Source organism: Rhodopseudomonas parapalustris, from assembly GCF_053772255.1.
In genome coordinates this window covers 124,265-143,597 of sequence record NZ_JAMKBZ010000005.1, presented here as the reverse complement: position 1 = coordinate 143,597, position 19,333 = coordinate 124,265, and the positions used below count along the sequence as shown (strand labels likewise).

24 protein-coding genes are annotated in these 19,333 nt (G+C 64.9%); 5 read left to right on the top strand and 19 right to left on the bottom strand.

Features of this window, described 5'->3' with window-relative positions; translation table 11 throughout:
- Positions 1-142: 142 nt before the first annotated feature.
- A complete protein-coding gene (locus M9H71_RS06940; RefSeq protein ID WP_455404328.1) occupies positions 143-319 on the bottom strand; it encodes a DUF2934 domain-containing protein in 177 nt (58 codons plus the stop codon).
- Positions 320-537: 218 nt separating this feature from the next.
- Here M9H71_RS06940 and M9H71_RS06935 point away from each other — a divergent pair, with 218 nt between their 5' ends.
- Positions 538-1,326, top strand: a complete 789-nt coding sequence (locus M9H71_RS06935) for an SDR family NAD(P)-dependent oxidoreductase (RefSeq protein ID WP_455404327.1) — start codon at positions 538-540, stop codon at positions 1,324-1,326.
- A 16-nt stretch (positions 1,327-1,342) separates the two neighbouring features.
- Here M9H71_RS06935 and M9H71_RS06930 read toward each other — a convergent pair whose 3' ends face one another.
- From M9H71_RS06930 to ruvC, 9 genes are all read right to left on the bottom strand, one after another.
- On the bottom strand, positions 1,343-1,891 hold the full coding sequence (locus M9H71_RS06930) for a TetR/AcrR family transcriptional regulator (protein ID WP_455404326.1): 549 nt from the start codon (positions 1,889-1,891) through the stop codon (positions 1,343-1,345).
- 18 nt (positions 1,892-1,909) lie between these two features.
- Positions 1,910-2,377: a nuclear transport factor 2 family protein gene (locus M9H71_RS06925; RefSeq protein ID WP_455404325.1), complete on the bottom strand. Its 468-nt coding sequence runs from the start codon at positions 2,375-2,377 to the stop codon at positions 1,910-1,912.
- 57 nt (positions 2,378-2,434) lie between these two features.
- Positions 2,435-3,649 carry an OpgC domain-containing protein gene (locus M9H71_RS06920; RefSeq protein WP_455404408.1) on the bottom strand — a complete coding sequence of 405 codons (1,215 nt, stop codon included), beginning with the start codon at positions 3,647-3,649 and terminating at the stop codon, positions 2,435-2,437.
- A 145-nt stretch (positions 3,650-3,794) separates the two neighbouring features.
- On the bottom strand, positions 3,795-5,105 hold the full coding sequence (locus M9H71_RS06915) for an NAD(P)/FAD-dependent oxidoreductase (protein ID WP_455404324.1): 1,311 nt from the start codon (positions 5,103-5,105) through the stop codon (positions 3,795-3,797).
- Between the two features lie 98 nt (positions 5,106-5,203).
- Positions 5,204-5,668, bottom strand: a complete 465-nt coding sequence (gene ybgC / locus M9H71_RS06910; protein WP_455404323.1) for a tol-pal system-associated acyl-CoA thioesterase — start codon at positions 5,666-5,668, stop codon at positions 5,204-5,206.
- A 7-nt stretch (positions 5,669-5,675) separates the two neighbouring features.
- Positions 5,676-6,722 (bottom strand): Holliday junction branch migration DNA helicase RuvB, encoded by a 1,047-nt coding sequence (gene ruvB, locus M9H71_RS06905; protein WP_455404322.1) that lies wholly within the window; start codon positions 6,720-6,722, stop codon positions 5,676-5,678.
- A gap of 168 nt (positions 6,723-6,890) precedes the next feature.
- On the bottom strand, positions 6,891-7,316 hold the full coding sequence (locus M9H71_RS06900) for a cytidine deaminase (RefSeq protein WP_455404321.1): 426 nt from the start codon (positions 7,314-7,316) through the stop codon (positions 6,891-6,893).
- Complete coding sequence (ruvA, locus tag M9H71_RS06895; protein WP_455404320.1) at positions 7,313-7,930, bottom strand: Holliday junction branch migration protein RuvA; 618 nt, start codon at positions 7,928-7,930, stop codon at positions 7,313-7,315. The genes M9H71_RS06900 and ruvA overlap by 4 nt, the downstream gene beginning before the upstream one ends.
- 154 nt (positions 7,931-8,084) lie before the next feature.
- The gene (gene ruvC, locus M9H71_RS06890) at positions 8,085-8,606 is read right to left on the bottom strand and encodes a crossover junction endodeoxyribonuclease RuvC (RefSeq protein WP_455404319.1); all 522 of its coding nucleotides are present in this window, start codon (positions 8,604-8,606) and stop codon (positions 8,085-8,087) included.
- Between the two features lie 221 nt (positions 8,607-8,827).
- On the opposite strand from ruvC, the gene M9H71_RS06885 reads away from it, so the two are divergent.
- The gene (locus M9H71_RS06885) at positions 8,828-9,133 is read left to right on the top strand and encodes a hypothetical protein (protein WP_455404318.1); all 306 of its coding nucleotides are present in this window, start codon (positions 8,828-8,830) and stop codon (positions 9,131-9,133) included.
- Between the two features lie 44 nt (positions 9,134-9,177).
- On the opposite strand, the gene M9H71_RS06880 is transcribed toward M9H71_RS06885, so the two are convergent.
- Positions 9,178-9,924: a YebC/PmpR family DNA-binding transcriptional regulator gene (locus M9H71_RS06880; protein WP_455404317.1), complete on the bottom strand. Its 747-nt coding sequence runs from the start codon at positions 9,922-9,924 to the stop codon at positions 9,178-9,180.
- 197 nt (positions 9,925-10,121) lie between these two features.
- Between M9H71_RS06880 and M9H71_RS06875 the strand changes: the two genes are divergently transcribed.
- Complete coding sequence (locus M9H71_RS06875) at positions 10,122-11,873, top strand: methyl-accepting chemotaxis protein (RefSeq protein ID WP_455404316.1); 1,752 nt, start codon at positions 10,122-10,124, stop codon at positions 11,871-11,873.
- Between the two features lie 13 nt (positions 11,874-11,886).
- Here the strand turns inward: M9H71_RS06875 and M9H71_RS06870 are convergent, their stop codons facing one another.
- The 8 genes from M9H71_RS06870 to M9H71_RS06835 all read right to left on the bottom strand — a co-directional run bounded on the left by M9H71_RS06870 (position 11,887) and on the right by M9H71_RS06835 (position 17,941).
- Positions 11,887-12,819, bottom strand: coding sequence for an MBL fold metallo-hydrolase (locus M9H71_RS06870; RefSeq protein ID WP_455404315.1), 933 nt, complete (start codon positions 12,817-12,819; stop codon positions 11,887-11,889).
- A 189-nt stretch (positions 12,820-13,008) separates the two neighbouring features.
- A complete protein-coding gene (locus tag M9H71_RS06865) occupies positions 13,009-14,223 on the bottom strand; it encodes an acyl-CoA dehydrogenase (RefSeq protein WP_455404314.1) in 1,215 nt (404 codons plus the stop codon).
- A 59-nt stretch (positions 14,224-14,282) separates the two neighbouring features.
- Positions 14,283-15,362: a 3,4-dihydroxy-2-butanone-4-phosphate synthase gene (gene ribB / locus M9H71_RS06860; RefSeq protein WP_455404313.1), complete on the bottom strand. Its 1,080-nt coding sequence runs from the start codon at positions 15,360-15,362 to the stop codon at positions 14,283-14,285.
- Positions 15,363-15,496: 134 nt separating this feature from the next.
- Positions 15,497-15,874: a carboxymuconolactone decarboxylase family protein gene (locus M9H71_RS06855; protein ID WP_164605023.1), complete on the bottom strand. Its 378-nt coding sequence runs from the start codon at positions 15,872-15,874 to the stop codon at positions 15,497-15,499.
- A gap of 77 nt (positions 15,875-15,951) precedes the next feature.
- Positions 15,952-16,140 (bottom strand): YgaP family membrane protein, encoded by a 189-nt coding sequence (locus M9H71_RS06850; protein WP_110788005.1) that lies wholly within the window; start codon positions 16,138-16,140, stop codon positions 15,952-15,954.
- 113 nt (positions 16,141-16,253) lie between these two features.
- Positions 16,254-16,928: a Crp/Fnr family transcriptional regulator gene (locus tag M9H71_RS06845; protein ID WP_455404312.1), complete on the bottom strand. Its 675-nt coding sequence runs from the start codon at positions 16,926-16,928 to the stop codon at positions 16,254-16,256.
- A gap of 126 nt (positions 16,929-17,054) precedes the next feature.
- The gene (locus tag M9H71_RS06840) at positions 17,055-17,315 is read right to left on the bottom strand and encodes a hypothetical protein (RefSeq protein WP_455404311.1); all 261 of its coding nucleotides are present in this window, start codon (positions 17,313-17,315) and stop codon (positions 17,055-17,057) included.
- Between the two features lie 89 nt (positions 17,316-17,404).
- On the bottom strand, positions 17,405-17,941 hold the full coding sequence (locus tag M9H71_RS06835; RefSeq protein ID WP_455404310.1) for a hypothetical protein: 537 nt from the start codon (positions 17,939-17,941) through the stop codon (positions 17,405-17,407).
- 405 nt (positions 17,942-18,346) lie between these two features.
- Here M9H71_RS06835 and M9H71_RS06830 point away from each other — a divergent pair, with 405 nt between their 5' ends.
- Positions 18,347-18,637: a type II toxin-antitoxin system TacA family antitoxin gene (locus tag M9H71_RS06830; protein ID WP_455404407.1), complete on the top strand. Its 291-nt coding sequence runs from the start codon at positions 18,347-18,349 to the stop codon at positions 18,635-18,637.
- Between the two features lie 172 nt (positions 18,638-18,809).
- Positions 18,810-19,148 (top strand): GNAT family N-acetyltransferase, encoded by a 339-nt coding sequence (locus tag M9H71_RS06825; RefSeq protein WP_455404309.1) that lies wholly within the window; start codon positions 18,810-18,812, stop codon positions 19,146-19,148.
- The last annotated feature ends 185 nt before the right edge of the window (positions 19,149-19,333 follow it).

Here is a 19,333-nt window from a genome sequence, read left to right as displayed (position 1 = left end):
GCGCGCGTTCGCGCATCTGCTCGCCGCCGCGGCGCTGCTGACGATCGCGGGCGTAGTATTCTACGTGCGTTGACGCATCGTCGAACGCAACTGATCGAGCGCCGCCGGCACAGAATGTCGGCGGCGCTTCTCCTGGTGGAGCTCAGCTATTGGCCGTAATGCTCGGATCCGACTGAAGCCGATCGTAAGTTTCCTTCTCGCCGCGGACTTCCTGTTCCGCCTGCAGCCAGAATTCTTCGCTCCGGCCCTCCGGCTGCCCTTGCGCTTCCCACAGCTCGCGGGCGCGGTGGCGAATTCGCTGTTCGATGTCGTCTTGCATACCTGACCTCCCAGACCTCAATGGCGGCGGCGTGTCCGCCTGAACGCGAAGTTGTATTTCAGTTCGATGTAAACCAGATGTCGTCGACTCGTTCCCTGGGGCCACGGTCGCCGCGACGGCGCGCCACGCTGGACAGCATTGGCACGGCGCTGGCATGTGGAGCCTCGACCGTTCGCCCGCTCCTTCCGCTCGATGACACTCACATGACTGGAATGCCCATGACCGTATCCTCGCCCCACGTCGCACTGGTGACCGGCGCCGCCCGCGGCATCGGGCTCGCCGCCGCCAAGCGCTTTCTTGCCGACGGCTGGTCGGTGGCGCTGCTCGACCGTGACGACGAGGGCCTGCGCGTTGCGATGGACGCGCTCGCGCTACCCGATCGCACGATCGCGCTGCATTGCGACGTCGCCGATCGCGAGTCGGTCGCGCGCGACATCGCAGCGGTCACCGAGCGGTTCGGCCGGCTCGATGCGCTGGTCAACAATGCCGGCATCGCCGTGTTCAAGCCGCTGATGGAGACGACGCCCGACGAATGGCAGCGGGTGATGGACGTCAACCTCACTGGTCCGTTCCTGATGACGCAGGCTGCGGTGCCGCTGATGCGCGACTCCGGCGGCGGCGCGATCGTCAACATCACCTCGATCTCGTCGCTGCGCGCTTCGACGCTGCGCGTCGCCTACGGATCGAGCAAGGCCGGGCTGGCCCACTTCACCAAGCAGTGCGCGGTCGAACTCGCTGCGCTCGGCATCCGTGTCAACGGCGTCGCGCCGGGCCCGGTCGACACCGCAATGGCCAAGCAGGTCCACACGCAGGACATCCGCTCCGACTATCGCGACGCGATTCCGATGGCGCGCTACGGGTTGGAGGAGGAACTGGCGGAAGCGATCTTCTTCCTGTGCAGCGACCGCGCCAGCTACGTCACCGGCCAGATCCTCGCCGTCGATGGCGGCTTCGACGCCGCCGGCATCGGCCTGCCGTCGCTGCGTGGCGAGCGCAAGAACAGCTAGCGCGGCAGCGGGCGCGTTATGCCGCGAGCAGCCGTGTCTTCAGTTCGGACAATGCGCGGGTGAACACCGCGGCATCGTCGCGCGCGCGCGCCAGCACCAGGGCGCCCTGGATCGACAGCACCGTATCCTCGGCGCGGCGCCGGGCCGCCGCCGCCGCCAACCCGCGGCGGCGCAGCGCGGCCGCCAGCGAGTCCTGCCAGCGGACGAAATAGTCGTTCACCGGCGCAGCGAACTCATCGCGCGCATGGCCGAGCGCGATCACTCCGACCAGACAGACGCGATGACCGGAGCGGAAGTAGTCGTCGACGCCGGACAGCATCGCCGCAATCGCAGCTCGCGGATCTGGCGGATCACGCAGCGGCGCAAAGATGTTCGCTTCGAACCAGCCGTCGATCTCGGCCAGCACCTCTTCGGCCATCTGCTTCTTGCCGCCGGGAAAGAAGTGATACAGGCTGCCTTTGCCGAGCCCGGTCGCCGCGGTGATCAACGCCAGTGATGCGCCCTCGTAGCCGTGAGTACGGAATACTTCGCCAAGGAGCGGTAGCAGGGCAGCACGGTCTTTCATTGGTCTCCCGGAACCGTCTCAAAATGGCTCCGCGGCCAGCCCTGGGACTTCGGCCGGGCGCGGCCCCGGCGCGGGCCAGTGGAAGCGTCGGTCGCTCTCACTGATCGCAACGTCGTTGATGCTGGCCTCGCGCCGGCGCATCAGACCGTCGTCGTCGAACTCCCACTGCTCGTTGCCGTAGGAGCGATACCAGAGCCCAGCGTCGTCGTGCCACTCGTATTGAAAGCGCACCGCGATGTGGCGGCCATCGAACGCCCAGAGGTCCTTGATCAACCGATAGTCCTGCTCCTTGGCCCATTTGCGGGTCAGGAATTCGACGATGGCGTCGCGGCCCTGCAGGAACTCGGCGCGGTTCCGCCAGCGGCAGTCGGGCGTATAGGCCAGCGACACTCGCACCGGATCACGCGAGTTCCAGGCGTCTTCGGCCATCCGCACTTTCTGGGCGGCAGTCTCGCGGGTGAACGGCGGCAACGGCGGACGCGACATCACGACTTCTCCACTGCGAACGAAACGCAGCGAGATTGTACTGATCGGTACAACGAGTCAAGCGCGGTCGTTGGGCACCCGCTCCGGCGCGGAAGGTTCAGCGATCGACGCCTTCTCGGCCTCCGCCGGCACCTCGTCGCCGTGATCGACCGGCACCGTCGCAGGCACTGTCACCAGCGTCGGCAGCGTCCGATACCAGGTCGCGAGCCAAGCCACGCCGGTCATCAGCCCGATGCCGCCGACGCTGACCAGGATCTGCATCGCGATGCTGCTCGACACCTGCACCAGGATCCAATGCGCGGTGAAAGAGAGGATGACGCCGAAGCAGAACACCGGCAGCGAACGCTGGCCGCACAGGATGATCGGACGCAGATGCTCCGACCGCAGCGCCGGCAGATCCGGCGGCAGCAGTTTCACGACGATCGCGAGCAGCGCCAGGAAATGAATCAGCCGCACCGGCGCCAGACTGGTCTTGTCGATCGGATACAGAATCTTGCCGATCGATTCCGGCACCAGGCCGTACAGCGCTTCGAAATTCCACGACAACGCGATCACCAGCGCGACCAGCACGATGGTCCAGCTCAGGATCTGGTTGGGCAGAGACTTCACCCAGGGGCGGATCTGCGGGCCATTGCCGAAGCCGCACCAGATCCCGAACACGAACAGGAACTGCCACGCGAACGGATTGAAGTACCAATGACCGTCCGGGAACGACGGCAGGTTCCAGCCGAAGTGACGGGAGGCGAAATACAACACCGCCGAGCACACCAGGGTCAGATGCGGACGGCGCAGCAGCCCCCACAGGATCAGCGGCGCAGCGATCACCAGCACGATATACAGCGGCAGCACGTCGAGATTGACCGGCTTGTAGGTCAGCAGCAGCGCCTGCTGGATCATCACGTCGGGATTGGCAAGGAACTGCGCGACGTTGAACTCGTCCTTGTACATCGGATTGTCGAACCGGCGCGCCGCACGGGCGATCTGCGCGGTGAAGAACAGGAACAGGAAGATGTGCGCGACATAGAGCTGCGCTGCACGGGTCCACAGCCGCTTGGCCGCAGCCATCATTTCGCCGGAACGAACCGCCGGCCCATAGGCAAAGCCGATCGAATAGCCGGAGATGTAGACGAAGAACTCAGCGGCATCACAGAAGCCGTAATTGCGCAGCGTGAACCAGCTCAGAAAATTGTAGGGAATGTGATCGACGAAGATCATCCACTGACCGACGCCACGCAGGAAATCGAGCCGCAGATCGCGCTCGCCCTGGCCCATCAGCGCAACCTCGCGAGACCGCACTCCCCTCTTCACGCCTCGCCCTCCTCATGCGCCCGAATCAGCTTTTGTGCCGCCAATCTAACCGATGACGGCCGATCTCCGCTGTCCGGCAGAAACCTGGGGCGTCGCTGCGGTCTAACCGCTAATGCAGCTTCACGGTCGGGGTCGGCCGGGTGGCGCCGGACAGCACGCTGAGCAGCGTGCGACCGCGCCCGTACAGCGCCGCTTCGTGCATCTTGTATAGCGAGCGGTACATGAAGCGAGCGAAATAGCCCTCGATCAGGAAGCTCTTGCCGACCAGCGAGCCCATCAGATTGCCGACCGCCGAGTACTTGCCGAGCGACACCAGCGAGCCGAGATCGCGATAGCGGAACTCGCCGAGCGGCTCGCCCTTCAGGCGCTTCTCGATCTGCTCCAGCATGAATTCCGCTTCCTGATGGGCGGCCTGCGCCCGCGGCGGAACGCCGTTCTCGTAGCCGGGGATCGCGCAGGCGGCACAGTCCCCCATCGCGAAAACGTTGTCGTCCCGCGTGGTTTGCAGTGTCGGGTGCACCACGAGCTGGTTGATGCGGTTGGTGTCCAGCCCGTCGATCTGCTCGAGGAAATCCGGGGCGCGCACGCCGGCGGCCCACACGACGAGTTCGGAGGGAATCACTTCGCCATCGGCGAGCCGGACGGCGTGATCGAGCACCTCGGCGACCCGGGCGCCGGTCCGCACCTCGACGCCGAGATCGCGCAGCAGCTTCAGCGTCGCGTCCGAAATCCTAGGCGGCAGCGCCGGCAGAATTCTTGGCGCCGCTTCGATCAGCACGATCTTGAGGTCGTGCTCGGGATCGATGTTGTCGAGCCCGTAGGCGATGATCTCACGCGCGGTGTGATGCAGCTCGGCGGCGAGCTCGGTGCCGGTGGCACCGGCGCCGATGATCGCGACGTGGAGCTGGCCCGGCTCGATCGGGGTGTGCTGATGCTGGGCGCGCAGGCAGGCATTGACCATGCGCTTGTTGAAGCGCGACGCCTGCTCCGGCGTTTCCAGCGGCACCGCGTGGTCCTTGGCGCCGGGCGTGCCGAAATCGTTGGTGACACTGCCAACCGCGATCACCAGCGTATCGTAGCCGAGCTCGCTTTCCGGATTGATTTCGCGGCCCTCGTCGTCGATCACCGGCGCCAGCTTGATCACCTTGCGGGCGCGGTCGAGCCCGCTCATCTCGCCGAGCCGATAGTGAAAGCCGTGCCAATGCGCCTGGGCCAGGTAGTTCAGCTCGTGCTGGGAGCGGCGGAGCGAGCCCGCGGCGATCGCATGCAACAGCGGCTTCCAGATATGGGTGCGGCTGCGGTCGACCAGGGTTACGCGAACGGTATCCGACTTGCCGTATTTGTCGCCGAGCGCAGTGGCGAGTTCGAGGCCGCCGGCGCCGCCGCCGACAATAACGATCCTGTGGGGCGTATCGCTCATGAAGATGTCCGAGGGGTTCGAGCTTCCGGCTCACTCCCTGTAACATCAAATTTCAGCCTGCCCTAGCTCGGGAAGCTGGCAAGTGGCCGGCGACAGAGTCAGGCGACATCCGCCTTCATGGCGACGCGAAGCGGTACTGGAATAGGCTTGGCACGGCCGCCAGAGACGAATGCGACTTTGACCTTGGCCTCCATCAGCACGAGATCGCCGCGCTTGATCTGCTGCTGCATGGTGATCGAGGCGCCGCGGACTTCGACCGGCCGGGTGATCACCTCGAGCAGATCGTCCATCTTGGCGGATTTGAGAAAATCGAGCTGCATCGACCGCACCACGAATGCGAACCCCGGCGTCTCGCTTTCGGCCTCCGCGAACAACTCGCTCTGCGCCGCCCCAAGCAGCCGCAGATAATTGGTCCGCCCCCGTTCCATGAAGCGCAGGTAGTTGGCGTGATAGACGATGCCGGAGAAGTCGGTGTCTTCGTAATAGACCCGGACATACATGTGATGAGCGCCATCGATGATGGCGCCGTCAAGGGAATGATGGTGCAAGCGAGCGTCGGTCATCGTTGAACTACTCTTGGTCCCCGGTCTCACCAAACAACCCGAACTGTGCCGGGTCGCGCGCCGGCGCGGCAAGGCCGAGGTGGCGGAAGGCGTGATCGGTGAGCAGGCGGCCGCGCGGGGTGCGCTGCAGGTAGCCGCACTGAATCAGATAGGGCTCGATGATGTCCTCGATCGCGTCGCGCGGCTCCGACAGCGCCGCCGCCATGGTCTCGACGCCCACCGGGCCGCCGCCATAGTTCAGCGCGATCGTCGTGAGGTAACGCCGGTCCATTGCGTCGAGGCCGGCACTATCGACTTCCAGCGCGCCCAGCGCATGATCGGCGATGGCGCGGTCGATCGCTTCGGCATCGGCTGCAGACGCAAAGTCGCGGACCCGGCGCAGCAGCCGCCCTGCGATGCGCGGCGTGCCGCGGGCGCGGCGAGCGATCTCGTTGGCGCCGTCATTGGTGATCGGCGTGCCGAGCACGCGCGCGCCGCGGCGCACGATGCTCTCCAGCTCGTCGATGGTGTAGAAGTTCAGCCGGATCGGGATGCCAAAGCGATCTCGCAGCGGATTGGTCAGCAGGCCGGCGCGTGTCGTCGCACCGACCAGCGTGAACTTCGACAGGTCGATCTTCACCGAGCGCGCCGCCGGGCCCTCACCGATGATCAGATCGAGCTGGAAATCCTCCATCGCCGGATACAGCACCTCCTCGACCGATGGGCTGAGGCGATGGATCTCGTCGATGAACAGCACGTCGCGTTCTTCGAGGTTGGTGAGCAAGGCGGCGAGATCACCGGCCTTGGCGATGACAGGCCCGGACGTCGCGCGAAAGCCGACGCCGAGTTCGCGGGCGACGATCTGCGCCAGGGTGGTCTTGCCGAGACCGGGAGGCCCGACGAACAGCACATGGTCGAGCGCCTCTTTGCGCTTGCGCGCGGCGTCGATGAACACCTGCAGATTGGCGCGCGCCTGCTGCTGGCCGACGAACTCGGACAGATTCTGCGGCCGAAGAGCCGCATCGCCGAGATCATCGCCGCGGCGCTCTGGCGTGACGAGGCGGGGGTCAGTCATTGGGGAAGTGTACCACGCGGCAATGCCTGTTCTCTCCTCCCCCTTGCGGGGAGGGGTCGGGGGTGGGGGTCCACGAGCGCTGTGCCCGCGTCGCCCTCACCCCAGCCCTCTCCCGCAAGCGGGAGAGGGGGCGCGCTGTGCAAGGAGAGAGAGTAGTGGCAAACACACTCACAATACCCGCTCCCGGCTGTATTTGTTCGGCAGCAGTTCGCTGATGCTCACCGCTTCGACGCCGTCCGGCCCCGGCACTAAGACGCGGGCGTTACGGTCGTAGTCCCAGATCAGTTCGCGGCAGGCGCCACAGGGGGAGACGACGCGGACTTCGCGGTCGGTGTCGTGCGGCTTGGGGTGGCGCACGGCCACGATGGTGTCGATGCCGGCGTCGCCGAGTTCGGTGATCACCTGACCGAGCGCGACCGCCTCGGCGCACACCGCCATACGGCCCAGATAAGCATCGAGATTGACCGCGACATAGCGCTGGCCGGTGCGGGTCAGCAGTGCTGCCCCGACTTCCTGCCAGTCGTTGCGGTAGCGCTTGGTGATTGCCGCGATTGCGGCATCGATCAGCGCGCGGTCGGCCTCGGTGATACTCACTTCGACAGCTCCTTCAGGCCGAGCTTGATCAGTTGCGCGGTCGCGGCGTCCTCGCCGGCGGCGCGCGAGGCCGCAGCGACCGCTGCGGCCGCCTGCGGCTGACCGTAGCCGAGATTGACCAGCGCCGAGATCGCGTCCGAGACAGCGCGCGGCGCAGTGTTGTCATCGATCGCGCCAGACAGATGCACGACCGCCGGATCGACATTGCCGAGCGCCGGCACCTTGTCCTTCAATTCCGAGACAATGCGCTCGGCGACCTTCGGCCCGACGCCGGGCGTGCGCGCCACCGCGGCCTTGTCGCGCAATGCGATCGCATTGGCGAGATCGTGTGGCGGCAGCGTCGACAGCACCGCCAGCGCCACCTTGGCGCCGACGCTCTGCACCGTCTGCAGCAGACGAAACCACTCGCGTTCGGTATCGGTACGAAAGCCGAACAGCTTGATCTGATCCTCGCGCACATAGGTCTCGATCGACAGTGTCGCCGCCTCGCCCGGCGACGGCAGCGCCTGCAGGGTGCGGCTGGCGCAATGCACCTGATAGCCGACGCCATGGACGTCGAGGATCACATAGTCTTCGCCGTAACTATCGATCACGCCCTTGAGCTTGCCGATCATGGGGAGGCTCTCCTCCCCTCTCCTGCTTGCGGGGGTGGGGGGGCCACGAGCACTGTGCCCGCGTCGCCCTCACCCCAACCCTCTCCCGCAAGCGGGAGAGGGGGCGCGCTGTGCGCGGGGAGAGGCTGCGCCCCTCTCACACAAGCAAATATCCTCATGCGCCCACCGCCTTTAGCCGCTGGGCGGCGACACGGTGGTGGGCGTGGGTGATGGCGATCGCCAATGCGTCCGCGGCGTCGGCGCTCTTCGGATCGGCTTTGGGCAATAGTATCTTCAGCATCATCTGGATCTGGGTCTTGTCGGCATGGCCGGCGCCGACCACCGTCTTCTTAACGAGGTTGGGGGCATATTCGGCGACCAGGAGGCCGTGCATCGCCGGCACCAGCATCGCCACGCCGCGCGCCTGGCCGAGCTTCAGCGTCGCGGCGCCGTCCTTGTTGACGAAGGTCTGCTCGACCGCGGCCTCGGCCGGCGCGTGTTCGGCCAGCACCTTCGACAGCCCATCATGGATCGCCAACAGCCGCTCGGCCAGCGGCAGCGTATCGCGGGGCTCCACCGAGCCGCACGCCACATACACCAGCCGATTGCCCTCGCTCTCCACCACACCCCAACCGGTGCGGCGAAGGCCGGGGTCGATGCCAAGGATGCGGACGCTGTGATTCGGCGCTGGGGTCATGGCCAAGTGATAGCGCCGAAAAGCTAAAGAACAAAATAGCAACAAGCCGCCGTACCCAGGGAAAGAGCCGCGGAAGCTCGACAGCGTACTCGCCGATAACGGATCAACGCAGATGGAGCTGCGCCCTCGGGATATTCCGAGGCGAGCACTCATCATTTTACAACCTAAGGTTGTTGTGGTTTCCTTTTGCTGTCGCAACTTCAACCACAGGAGCACGGACAATGACCCGCGTCATCACTCATGGTCAGGTCAGGCGGCAGTCGGAATCGGATCTCTATGCTGTCGCTGTCGACAACCTCACCTTCCCGACGATTCCGGAAGTCGGCCCGCTGCCGCCGGCCGGGACGACCGGCACCCTGACGACCAAGACGGTGCCGAATACCCCGTATACGGCGGCGCCCCCGCCGCCGCCGCCGGTTCCGCCGAACCAGACCATCATCTACGAGGACAGCAACACGCAGAACACGATCAGCATGCGCGTGGCCTCGGTCGTCGGCCCCGCGAAATACAATATCGTCGTGCTGTAAGCGGCTTGTGCTGGATGCGCGGCCAACCGGCCGCGCAGTCCTGTTCAGCCCGCCATCTTCGCCATCAGGGCGTCGGAGACTTCGAAGTTGGCGTAGACGTTCTGGACGTCGTCGTGGTCGTTGAGGGCGTCCATCAGCTTGAACAGCTTCTCGCCGGTCTCGTCATCGACCACGACGGTGTTCTGCGGCTTCCAGATCACCGCCGCCTTGCGCGCCTCGCCGAACTTGGCTTCGAGCGCCTTGGCGACGTCGCGGAAAGTTTCCTGCGAGGCGTAGATCTCGTGGCCCGACTCCGACGACACCACATCGTCGGCGCCGGCTTCGATCGCGGCGTCGAGCATGTCGTCGGCCGAAGCCTTGTCGGCGTCGTATTCGACGATGCCGACGCGGTCGAACATGAACGACACCGAACCGGTTTCACCGAGATTGCCGCCGGACTTGGTGAAGAACGAGCGGATGTCGCTGGCGGCGCGGTTGCGGTTGTCGGTCAGCGCTTCGACGATCACGGCGACGCCGCCGGGGCCGTAGCCCTCGTAACGGATTTCGTCGTAGTTCTCTGAATCGCCGCCAATCGCCTTCTTGATCGCGCGCTCGATATTGTCCTTCGGCATGTTTTCCGCACGCGCCGCGAGCACCGCGGCACGCAGCCGGGGGTTCATCGCCGGGTCCGGCGTGCCGAGCTTGGCCGCAACGGTGATTTCGCGGGCGAGCTTGCTGAACAGCTTGGACCGCTGTGCGTCCTGCCGGCCCTTGCGGTGCATAATGTTCTTGAATTGCGAATGTCCGGCCATGCGCTCTCTCTCGCGGGTCGATCCGTTGAAATTTTCGGGCTGCGGCGCGGGTTTATAAGCGGCGCATCCGCCAAAATCAAAGACTTGCCACCGTACCGAGGCGCGAAATCCCGAATTCCACCAAAAGAAAATTTAACCGTACCTTCACGTAGAGCCGAGAGAGTAGCGCGCGAAATTCTAGTTTTACGGGAGGTGTCATGGCGTTCGGCCTGTTTCGCAAGCGGCTGCCGGAGACGGCGGCCCCGAACGTCGTTGCGGTTTCGGCCCAGGCTGCGGCCGAACCGGCGGCCGCCGAGACCGATTCGGCGCGTGAAATCCTTGAACTGCTGGAGCTCGAGCTCGGCTCCCTGATCCGCCAGCTCGAGCGCGCCGCCGACTCGGTGACCACCGGCGTAGGGTCGACGACCGCGACCCTGCACACCATCCGCGAGCGCACCGATGCTCTCACCGGCCGGACCAGCGCCGCCCAGGCCACCGCAGATTCGTTCTCGCAAGCTGCCGACAAATTCACCCATTCGGCCGAGGGTATCGGTGCCCAGGTCCGCCAGGCCTCGCAGCTCGCCGACGACGCCAGCGCCGCCGCCAATGAAGCCACGGCCAATGTCGAGCGGCTCCGGGATTCGTCGGCGGCGATCGGCAACGTCGTCAACCTGATCTCGCAGATCGCCCGCCAGACCACGCTGCTGGCGCTGAACTCAACGATCGAGGCCGCCCGCGCCGGCGCGGCGGGGCGCGGCTTCGCCGTGGTGGCGACCGAGGTGAAGGCATTGGCGGTGCAGACCCAGGAAGCCACCGAGGAGATCAAGCGCAAGATCGACGCGCTTCAGCGCGACGCTTCCAGCTCGGCCGACGCGGTCCATCGCATCACCAGCGCGATCGCGGCGATCCGGCCGGTGTTCGAGACCGTCAACGGAGCAGTGGCCGAACAGAACGCCACCACCGGCGACATCGCCGGCAACGCCACCTCGGCCTCGACCTTCATCGCCTCGGTTGGCGACAGCACCGCCGAGATCGACAGCGCCACCCGCGAAGCCGAGCAGCACGGCGGCGAAGTCGCTCGCGCCGGCCAGAACGTTACCTCACTCGCCGAAAAGCTGCGGGCACGCACCGCGGTTCTGCTCAAGCTCGGCGACCGCGAAGACGCGCGGCGCCGCGAGAAGCTGCCGTGCCACCTGCAGATCGCAATCGAGACCCCGCACGGCAAGATCTCCGCGCCGGTGTACGAGATCTCGATGGACGGGGTGCTGATCAGCGGCCCGGCCGTGGCCGGCCTCGCCACCGGGCAACAGCTCTCCGCCGAGTTGCAGGACATCGGCACCTGCCGCATCCGCATCGCCGAGCAAGGCAAGGCCGGGGCACTCGCGCGGTTTGTCGCCCCCGACGCAAGCCTGCAGGAGCGGGTCGAGGACCGGCTGTGGGCGATCCGCGACGAGAACACCGAGTTCGTCACCCGCGCGATCGAGGCCGGCCACGAGCTCGCCAGGATTTTCGAGCGCGGTATTGCGTCCGGCGCGCTGACGCTCGAGCAGATGTTCGATGAGAACTACGTCGAGATCCCCGGCACCGATCCGAAACAATACCGCACCCAATACCTCGATTGGGCCGACGGCGCCCTGCCCTCGTTCCAGGAAGCATTCCTGGCCAAGGACCCACGGATGGCGTTCTGCGTGATGATCGACCGCAACGGCTACCTGCCGGTGCACAACAAACTGTACTCGCAGCCGCAGCGGCCAGGCGACATCGCCTTCAACACCGCCAATGCGCGCAACCGCCGGATGTTCAACGATCCGGCCGGACTTGCGGCCGGCCGCAACACCCGCTCGTTCCTGATCCAGAGCTACGCCCGCGACATGGGCGGCGGCCAGACCGTGATGATGCGCGAGATCGACGTGCCGGTGCGGGTGCGCAGTCGCCACTGGGGCGGCTTCCGCACTGCCTACAAGCTGTAAAGAGAAGCGGCTGCTAACCGGCCAGCCGGTAGCGGCCGCCAATCACCGGATCGCCGTCAGTGGCGACGACGCCGCGCGTCACCAGATCTTCCAGATGCGCCAGCACCGAATAGCCTGCAGCGCTCACCAGCCGCGGGTCGATGCCGATGTAGATCGCCCGCACCATGCTGGGGATGTCGGTCTCGCCCTTGCCGAGCCGGTGCAGGATCGAGGCCTCGCGCGCCAGCCGGTGCCGCTTCAGGAATCGCGAGTAGCGCGGACCTTCGGGAATCTCGGCGCCGTGACCGGACAGATAGAGCTGCTCGTCGCGGCCAATCAGCCGATCAAGCGACGCCATGTAGTCCGGCATCGAGCCGTCGGGCGGCGCCACGATGGTGGTCGACCAGCCCATGATATGATCGCCGACGAACAGCGCATCGCCCTCGCGCCAAGCGAACGCCATGTGATTGGCGGTGTGGCCGGGCGTCGCCACCGACTCGATGGTCCAGCCGTCGCCCTCGATCACATCGCCGTCGCGGATCGTGATATCGGGCTTGAAGTTGCGGTCGGCGCCGGATTCGGTCGACACCGTCTCGCTCTCAAAATACGGCCGCGACGCCCGGTGCGGCCCTTCGGCATAGACGGTGGCGCCGGTCGCCTGCTTGATCAGCGGCGTGCCGGGCGAGTGATCCTTGTGGGTGTGGGTGACCAGAATATGCGTAACGGTCTCGCCCTTCACCGCCTCCAGCAGCGCGCTGGCATGGGCTTCATCGGCAGGTCCAGGATCGATGATCGCGACCTTGCCGCGACCGACGATGTAGCTGACGGTGCCGGTGAAGGTGAACGGCGACGGGTTGTTGCACAGCACCCGGCGCAACCCCGGGCGGATTTCCTCGACCACTCCGGGCTGCAACGCGAACTCGCGATTGAACGGAACGTCGTCTTCGGACCGGCTCTCGTCGCTCATGGCGTTTCCAACCAAATTTGATTGTTGTTTGTTCTTACCCACTCACTCGGGTGGTCATCCCCCGCGCATGCGGGGGATCCAGTACTCACCGCCATCGCTTATAGCGAACGCCCTGGGATACTGGGTCGCCCGCCTCCGCGGGCGATGACGGCAGCGCGCGGAACGAACGGCGCGGACTTACGCCACGCCTTACGAAAACGCCTGCAGGCCGGTGATAGCGCGGCCGAGGATCAGGGCGTGAACGTCGTGGGTGCCCTCGTAGGTGTTCACCGTCTCGAGATTCTGGGCGTGGCGCATCACATGATACTCGATCTGGATGCCGTTGCCGCCGTGCATGTCGCGGGCCATGCGTGCGATATCGAGCGCCTTGCCGCAATTGTTGCGCTTGACGATCGAGATCATTTCCGGAGCCATCTTGCCCTCGTCCATCAACCGGCCGACGCGCAACGACGCCTGCAGGCCGAGGGTGATCTCGGTCTCCATGTCGGCGAGCTTCTTCTGCACCAGCTGGGTGGCGGCGAGCGGCCGGTTGAACTGCTTGCGGTCGAGCGTGTACTGCCGGGCGCGATGGAAGCAGTCTTCCGCAGCGCCCATCGCGCCCCAGGAGATGCCGTAGCGCGCGCGGTTGAGGCAGCCGAACGGCCCCTTGAGGCCCGACACGTTCGGCAGTAGCGCATCTTCCGGAACGACCACGCCGTCCATCACGATCTCGCCGGTGATCGACGCACGCAGGCTGAGCTTGCCGCCGACCTTCGGCGCCGACAGGCCCTTCATGCCCTTCTCGAGGATGAAGCCGCGGATCTGGTTGTCGTGCGCGGCCGACTTCGCCCATACCACGAACACGTCGGCAATCGGCGCGTTCGAGATCCACATCTTGCTGCCGGTGAGGCGATAGCCGTCGGCGACCTTTTCGGCCTTGGTCTTCATGCCGCCGGGATCCGAGCCGGCGTCCGGCTCGGTGAGACCGAAGCAGCCGACCCACTCACCGGAGGCGAGCTTGGGCAGATACTTCTTGCGCTGGTTCTCGTCGCCGTAAGCGTAGATCGGATACATCACCAGCGACGACTGCACGCTGTTCATCGAGCGATAGCCGCTGTCGACCCGCTCGATCTCGCGCGCCACCAAGCCGTAGGCGACGTAGCTGGCATTGGCGCAGCCGTATTCCTCCGGCAGCGTGACGCCGATCAGCCCGAGCGACCCCATCTCGTTGAAGATCTCGCGATCGGTCTTCTCTTCCAGATATGCCTGATTGACGCGCGGCAGCAGCTTGTCCTGGGCGTAAGCGCGCGCGGTGTCGCGGATCATCCGCTCGTCTTCGGTGAGTTGATCTTCCAAGAGCAACGGATCGTCCCACTTGAAGCTCGCCGGAGCCGGCTTGTCCTTGGTTTGCGCGCGCACGCTCATCTATTGTCCTTTCAGACCTTGCCGCATCGAGCGACGGTGATGGGAGGGTAAGACCTCGGTCAGGTGCCTTCAAGGTGCTCGTTGCCGACGATCTCGATGCCGAAACCGGACAAGCCCTTGTAGTCGATCTGCGACGTGGTGAGATGCCGGATCGACGTCACCCCGAGGTCGCGCAGGATCTGCGCACCGACGCCAATCTCGCGCCATTGCCGATGCCGATCGGCTTCGGCGGTCTTCTGCTCGTCGAGCGGCGCGACCGGCACGCCGGCTGCACCGTCGCGCAGATAGATCAGCACGCCGGAACCGTTCGCCTTGAAGTGATCGAGCACGGCCTGCATCCGCCGGGCACCGGTGAACAGCTCTTTGACGATGTTCGGCTTGTGGAACCTGGTCAGCACGTTCTTGCCGTCGCCGATGCCGTTGTAGACACAGGCGACGTGGGCGATCTCGTCGAACGGCGAGCGGTAGGCATAGCCCTGCATCGGACCGATCGGACTGTCGATCGGAAACGTCGCGACACGTTCGATCAGCTTCTCGCGTGCCTGCCGATAGGAAATCAGGTCCGCGATGGTGACCAGCTTGAGATTGTGCTTCTTGGCGAATTCAACGACCTGCGCGCCCTTGGTGACGGTGCCGTCATCGTTCATCAGTTCGCTGATGACACCGACCGGCGGCAGACCTGCGAGCTTGCACAGATCGACCGCGGCCTCGGTATGACCGGAGCGCAGCAGCACGCCGCCCTCGCGCGCGATCAGCGGAAAGATGTGACCGGGGCGCGCGAAGTCGTTGGCACCGGCGTTCGGATTGGCGAGCGCGCGGCAGCACGATGCGCGCTCGTCCGCCGAGATGCCGGTGCCGTTGTCCGGCTTGTAGTCGATCGAAACCGTGAAGGCGGTGGTGTGGTTGCTGTCGTTGTGCGCGACCATCGGGTCGAGCCGCAGCCGCCGCGCGTCTTCCATGGTGATCGGGGCGCAGACGATGCCCGAGGTGTGGCGGATGATGAAAGCCATCTTCTCCGCCGTGCACAGCGAGGCAGCGACCACCAGATCGCCTTCCCCTTCACGATCATCGTCATCGGTGACGACGACGATTTCGCCGGCGGCGAAGGCTTGCAGAACTTCTTGAATCGGGTGCGCCATGATCGGATCTCTGAAACAGGACCCGACCATATGACGCAGCGCGGGCGGCGACGCAAGGCGGGCCAGCCGGGCGCCCGCCTTGCGCGAAATTCTCTACCGCAGAGCGGAATTGGTCGCCCAGATGCGGTTCGTGGTTACTCCGCGGCGGACGGAGCGGATGCGGCCGCCTTCTTCTTGGCGAACTGATCATAAGCCTCGACCGCCTGTGCGGCGTACATCACGCTGGGACCGGCGCCCATGTAGATCGCCATGCCCATCGTCTCCATCACCTCGTCGCGGGTCGCGCCGTGCTTGACCGCGGCTTCGGCATGGAAGCCGATGCAGCCGTCGCAACGCGTCGCCACCGAGATCGCCAGAGCGATCAGCTCCTTGGTCTTGGTATCCAGCGCATTGGCCTTGAGCGCCGCCTGCGCGATCGCCGAGAATCCCTTCATGACGTCCGGTGCCCCGGTGCGGACTTCGCGCAGCGCCACCGAGAGCTCGCCCGTCAGATCGATCCAGTTCTTGTGCATGGTTTCCCCTGTTCAGAAAAAGGCAACTCCCGGGAACGGGCTGCGCCGCCCCGAGAGCCACACTTAGGTCGCCGACGTCAAGACTTGGTCGCGCAGGTCTTGATACCGAACAGCGTATAGGCTGGGCAGAAGCCGATCGCCGCCGTCAGCAGCGGCACGACGCCGATCCACGCCCAGATCGGCCCGGTAGTCAGCGCCCAATAGATCAGTCCGGCGCCCACGATGGCACGCAGCACACGATCGATCATTCCCATGTTCACAGTCATTGTCGTTCCCCTCGCTCGGTTGAGTGACACGCTGGTTGTACGGCGAAGGGGAGTCACGGTCTGTGACCAAGTCACCGGCGCTCGCGAGGAACCGAAAATCCGCAAACGCAGTCTCAGTGGGCGGATTGGGCGGCGGCGCGCAGCGGTGCGGCGTTGCGCAGCTCCACCCGGCCGCGTCCGAGGCTGACCCAGCCGCGGCGCTCGAAGGTCTTGAGGTGACGGCTGACGACCTCCCGTGCCGAACCGATTTCGGCGGCGAGCTGGGCATGGGTGATCGACAATTCGCGCCCATCGGCAGCGAGCGCCAGCAGGCGCGAAGCCAGCCGGGTCTCGATCGACGCGAATGCGACGTTCTGGATCACCGCCATAAGGTCCGCCATGCGGGCGGCCTGGGCGTTGAACACGAAGCTGCGGAACTGGGCCGAGCGGCCCATCAGATCGTGAAAGGTCACGGCTGGCAGGCCGACTGCGTCGACCGGGCTCTCAGTCACCGCGAAGGCGCTGTAGCTGTCGGAGGCGAGCAGCGCCAAGGTGGTGAGGATGCAGATGCTGCCCGGCCCGAGCCGATACAGCACGATCTCGTTGCCGGCCGGATCGAGCTGGAACACGCGCACCGTGCCGCTGCAGACCAGGATGAACATGCCGCAAGGCTGGTCCGGAGCGAACACCGACGCGCCCGCCGGAAGGCTCATGGCCATCGCCGTACCCGCGAGGGAGGAACGCTCCGTTTCCGGCAGCTCCCCGAGTGCCGGGAAGCCGCGTAACCAATCGACAGCAGGCAAACTCATCACAACCGACCAAGGTTCACGCTCGAGCCCCCGAGGATACGGGCGAGAACCGTAGCCGCCAGTTGATCTTGATCAACATGGCGCTGTGGCGACCAGCCGCGGCTGCTCGCCACAGCGGACGGTGCCTCAGGGGTTGTCGGTCGCGGTCGAGGGGCCGGAAATGACGTCGCCGTCCCGGTGGCGCCAGTAGCGGGCGCGCAGCCGCGGCGCGATCCACCACGCGATCGGCGCGGCCAGAATGAAGCTCACCGCCACCGCCAGCGGAACCCAGTCCATGGCGTTCCGCGAAAGCGCCGGAATGGTCAGCACGGCCACCATTCCGACGCCGAACAGCACAGCGTTGGTCATCATGTAAACGAGCGAAGCGATGCGAAAGCGGTTGGACATCTGAACCTCCTGTTGGGGGATCAATGTCCGTGCACATGAGCTTGTTCCGGCGGAACCCAGCGTTCCGACCTCAGTGCGTCCGGTTCGAGCTAACTGCTGAGCCGTATCAAGCGGATCTCGAAACGGGCGTCGAGCTCAGCCGCCACCGCACTCCCGGCGATGTGATCGGCGAACACCCAGCCATCGAGCTGCAGCCGGACTTCGTCGTGAGGAAACACATAGCCACGATGCTGCGGACTGTGTCGACGCGCGAGCACAACGCCGACGATCGCATCGCCGATGCGGCGATAGCGACCGGTGATCGCATAAGTGGCCTGACCGCCGCGGACCATTCCGTCGAGCAGACTGACCGTGCCGGTGATCTGCAACTCGCCGCCCGAGACTTCGATCTTGTAAAGACCGTTCAGCGCCGCCTCATCGCCATCGACAGCCGGCACGTCCCAAGTCTGGCCATCGGCGTCGATGCGCGCGACCCAGTCGCCGCTGTGCCACAGCTCGAAGCCGCCGCCCAGACTGATCTGCTTCGACTTCAACAGCGCGAAAGCATCGTCAGCGGCACGGAAGGTTTTGATCGCGGCGATGTGGCCGTCACGATCGAACAAATAGGCGCGGTAGTCCTTCAGCATCAAGCGGCCGCCAAATCGGATGGCAGCGTCCTATCAAACCTGCGGCGCGATTTGAAATGCGGAATCGCGCCGTTCGGCCGCGACTGGCGCGGCGTCGACAACATCACGCCATGAGCTGCTCCAGGCAGCGCGGACGGCCTCGTCTATGGGAAAAATAACCTGCCGGGTCAGGAAATTCTTGGTCGGAGTGGCAGGATTCGAACCTGCGACCCCTGCGTCCCGAACGCTATGAGCAATGTCTAAAGCATTGATATAATGGAGGCAGGCAGCCGCTCAGACACGTTTCGTTCATGCCGATTTGGGCCATTTCATTGCGATATCGTTGCGGCGTTTCGGGTTGGTTCACGACTTAGGGGCAGGGTCTGATGTGTTGACAACGTGAACACGTCGACCCATATTCTAGGTATGAAATCCTATTGCACGGGTACCGAGGTCAACATCCATCTGCGAGCCAAGGCAGAGGATCGGACGTTGATCGACCAGGCGGCCGATCTGGTGGGCGCGAACCGGTCACAGTTCATGCTCGCCTCTGCCTTGAAAGAGGCCAAGGCCGTCCTCTTGGATCAGACTACCCTTTACACCGGCAATCGCACCTTTCAGCAGGTGCTCGATTGGTTGGACCAGCCTGCATCGGCCGATGCAATCGCCGGGATGAGACGAATCAAGGACGCGAAAGCTCCTTGGTTGCGTGACTGACCGGCCTTCCCGCTTTACGGAGCCAGCTCCACTCACCGCCGAACACGATCTTTCGGACTTTTGTTCTGGAGAGGCAGCCCTGGACGACTGGCTCAGGGAACGCGCCCTTGAGAATATGACCTCCGGCGCGAGCCGCACCTATGTCGTCTCTGCGGCGGGGACGATGCGGGTCATGGCCTATTACGCCGTCAGCATGGGTCAGATTCTCAACCAGGAAGCCACAGGCGCCATGCGGCGGAATATGCCGAGGCACATTCCGGTGGTCCTGCTCGGGCGCCTTGCTGTCGACAAGTCGGTCCAAGGCCACGGAGTTGGAAGAGCACTGTTGCAAGACGCTGTGATGCGCGCCTTTCGTGCCGCCAGAGAGGTTTCAGCGCGGCTGTTGATCGTACATGTGATGTCGGCGGGAGCGAGCGCGTTCTACCACCGGCACGGTTTCGTCCGCCTGCCGGTAGAGACACCCACGTTGGCGCTTGATCTCCTCAAACTCCAGGACATTGAGCGGCGATAGGCCTATCTCGGCCCGGTGATTCGCCAATTCTTTAACGACCAAAAGAAGCCACTGCGCCATCAGGGTACCGCTTGCAGCGTGTTGTCACTCTTCGAACATCACTGCCAAAAACAAACGCATGATCAATCAATGAGATGCTGAAGCCGCCGTCTGACTAAAGATGCAGTTTTTTTTCAGCAGTTGTC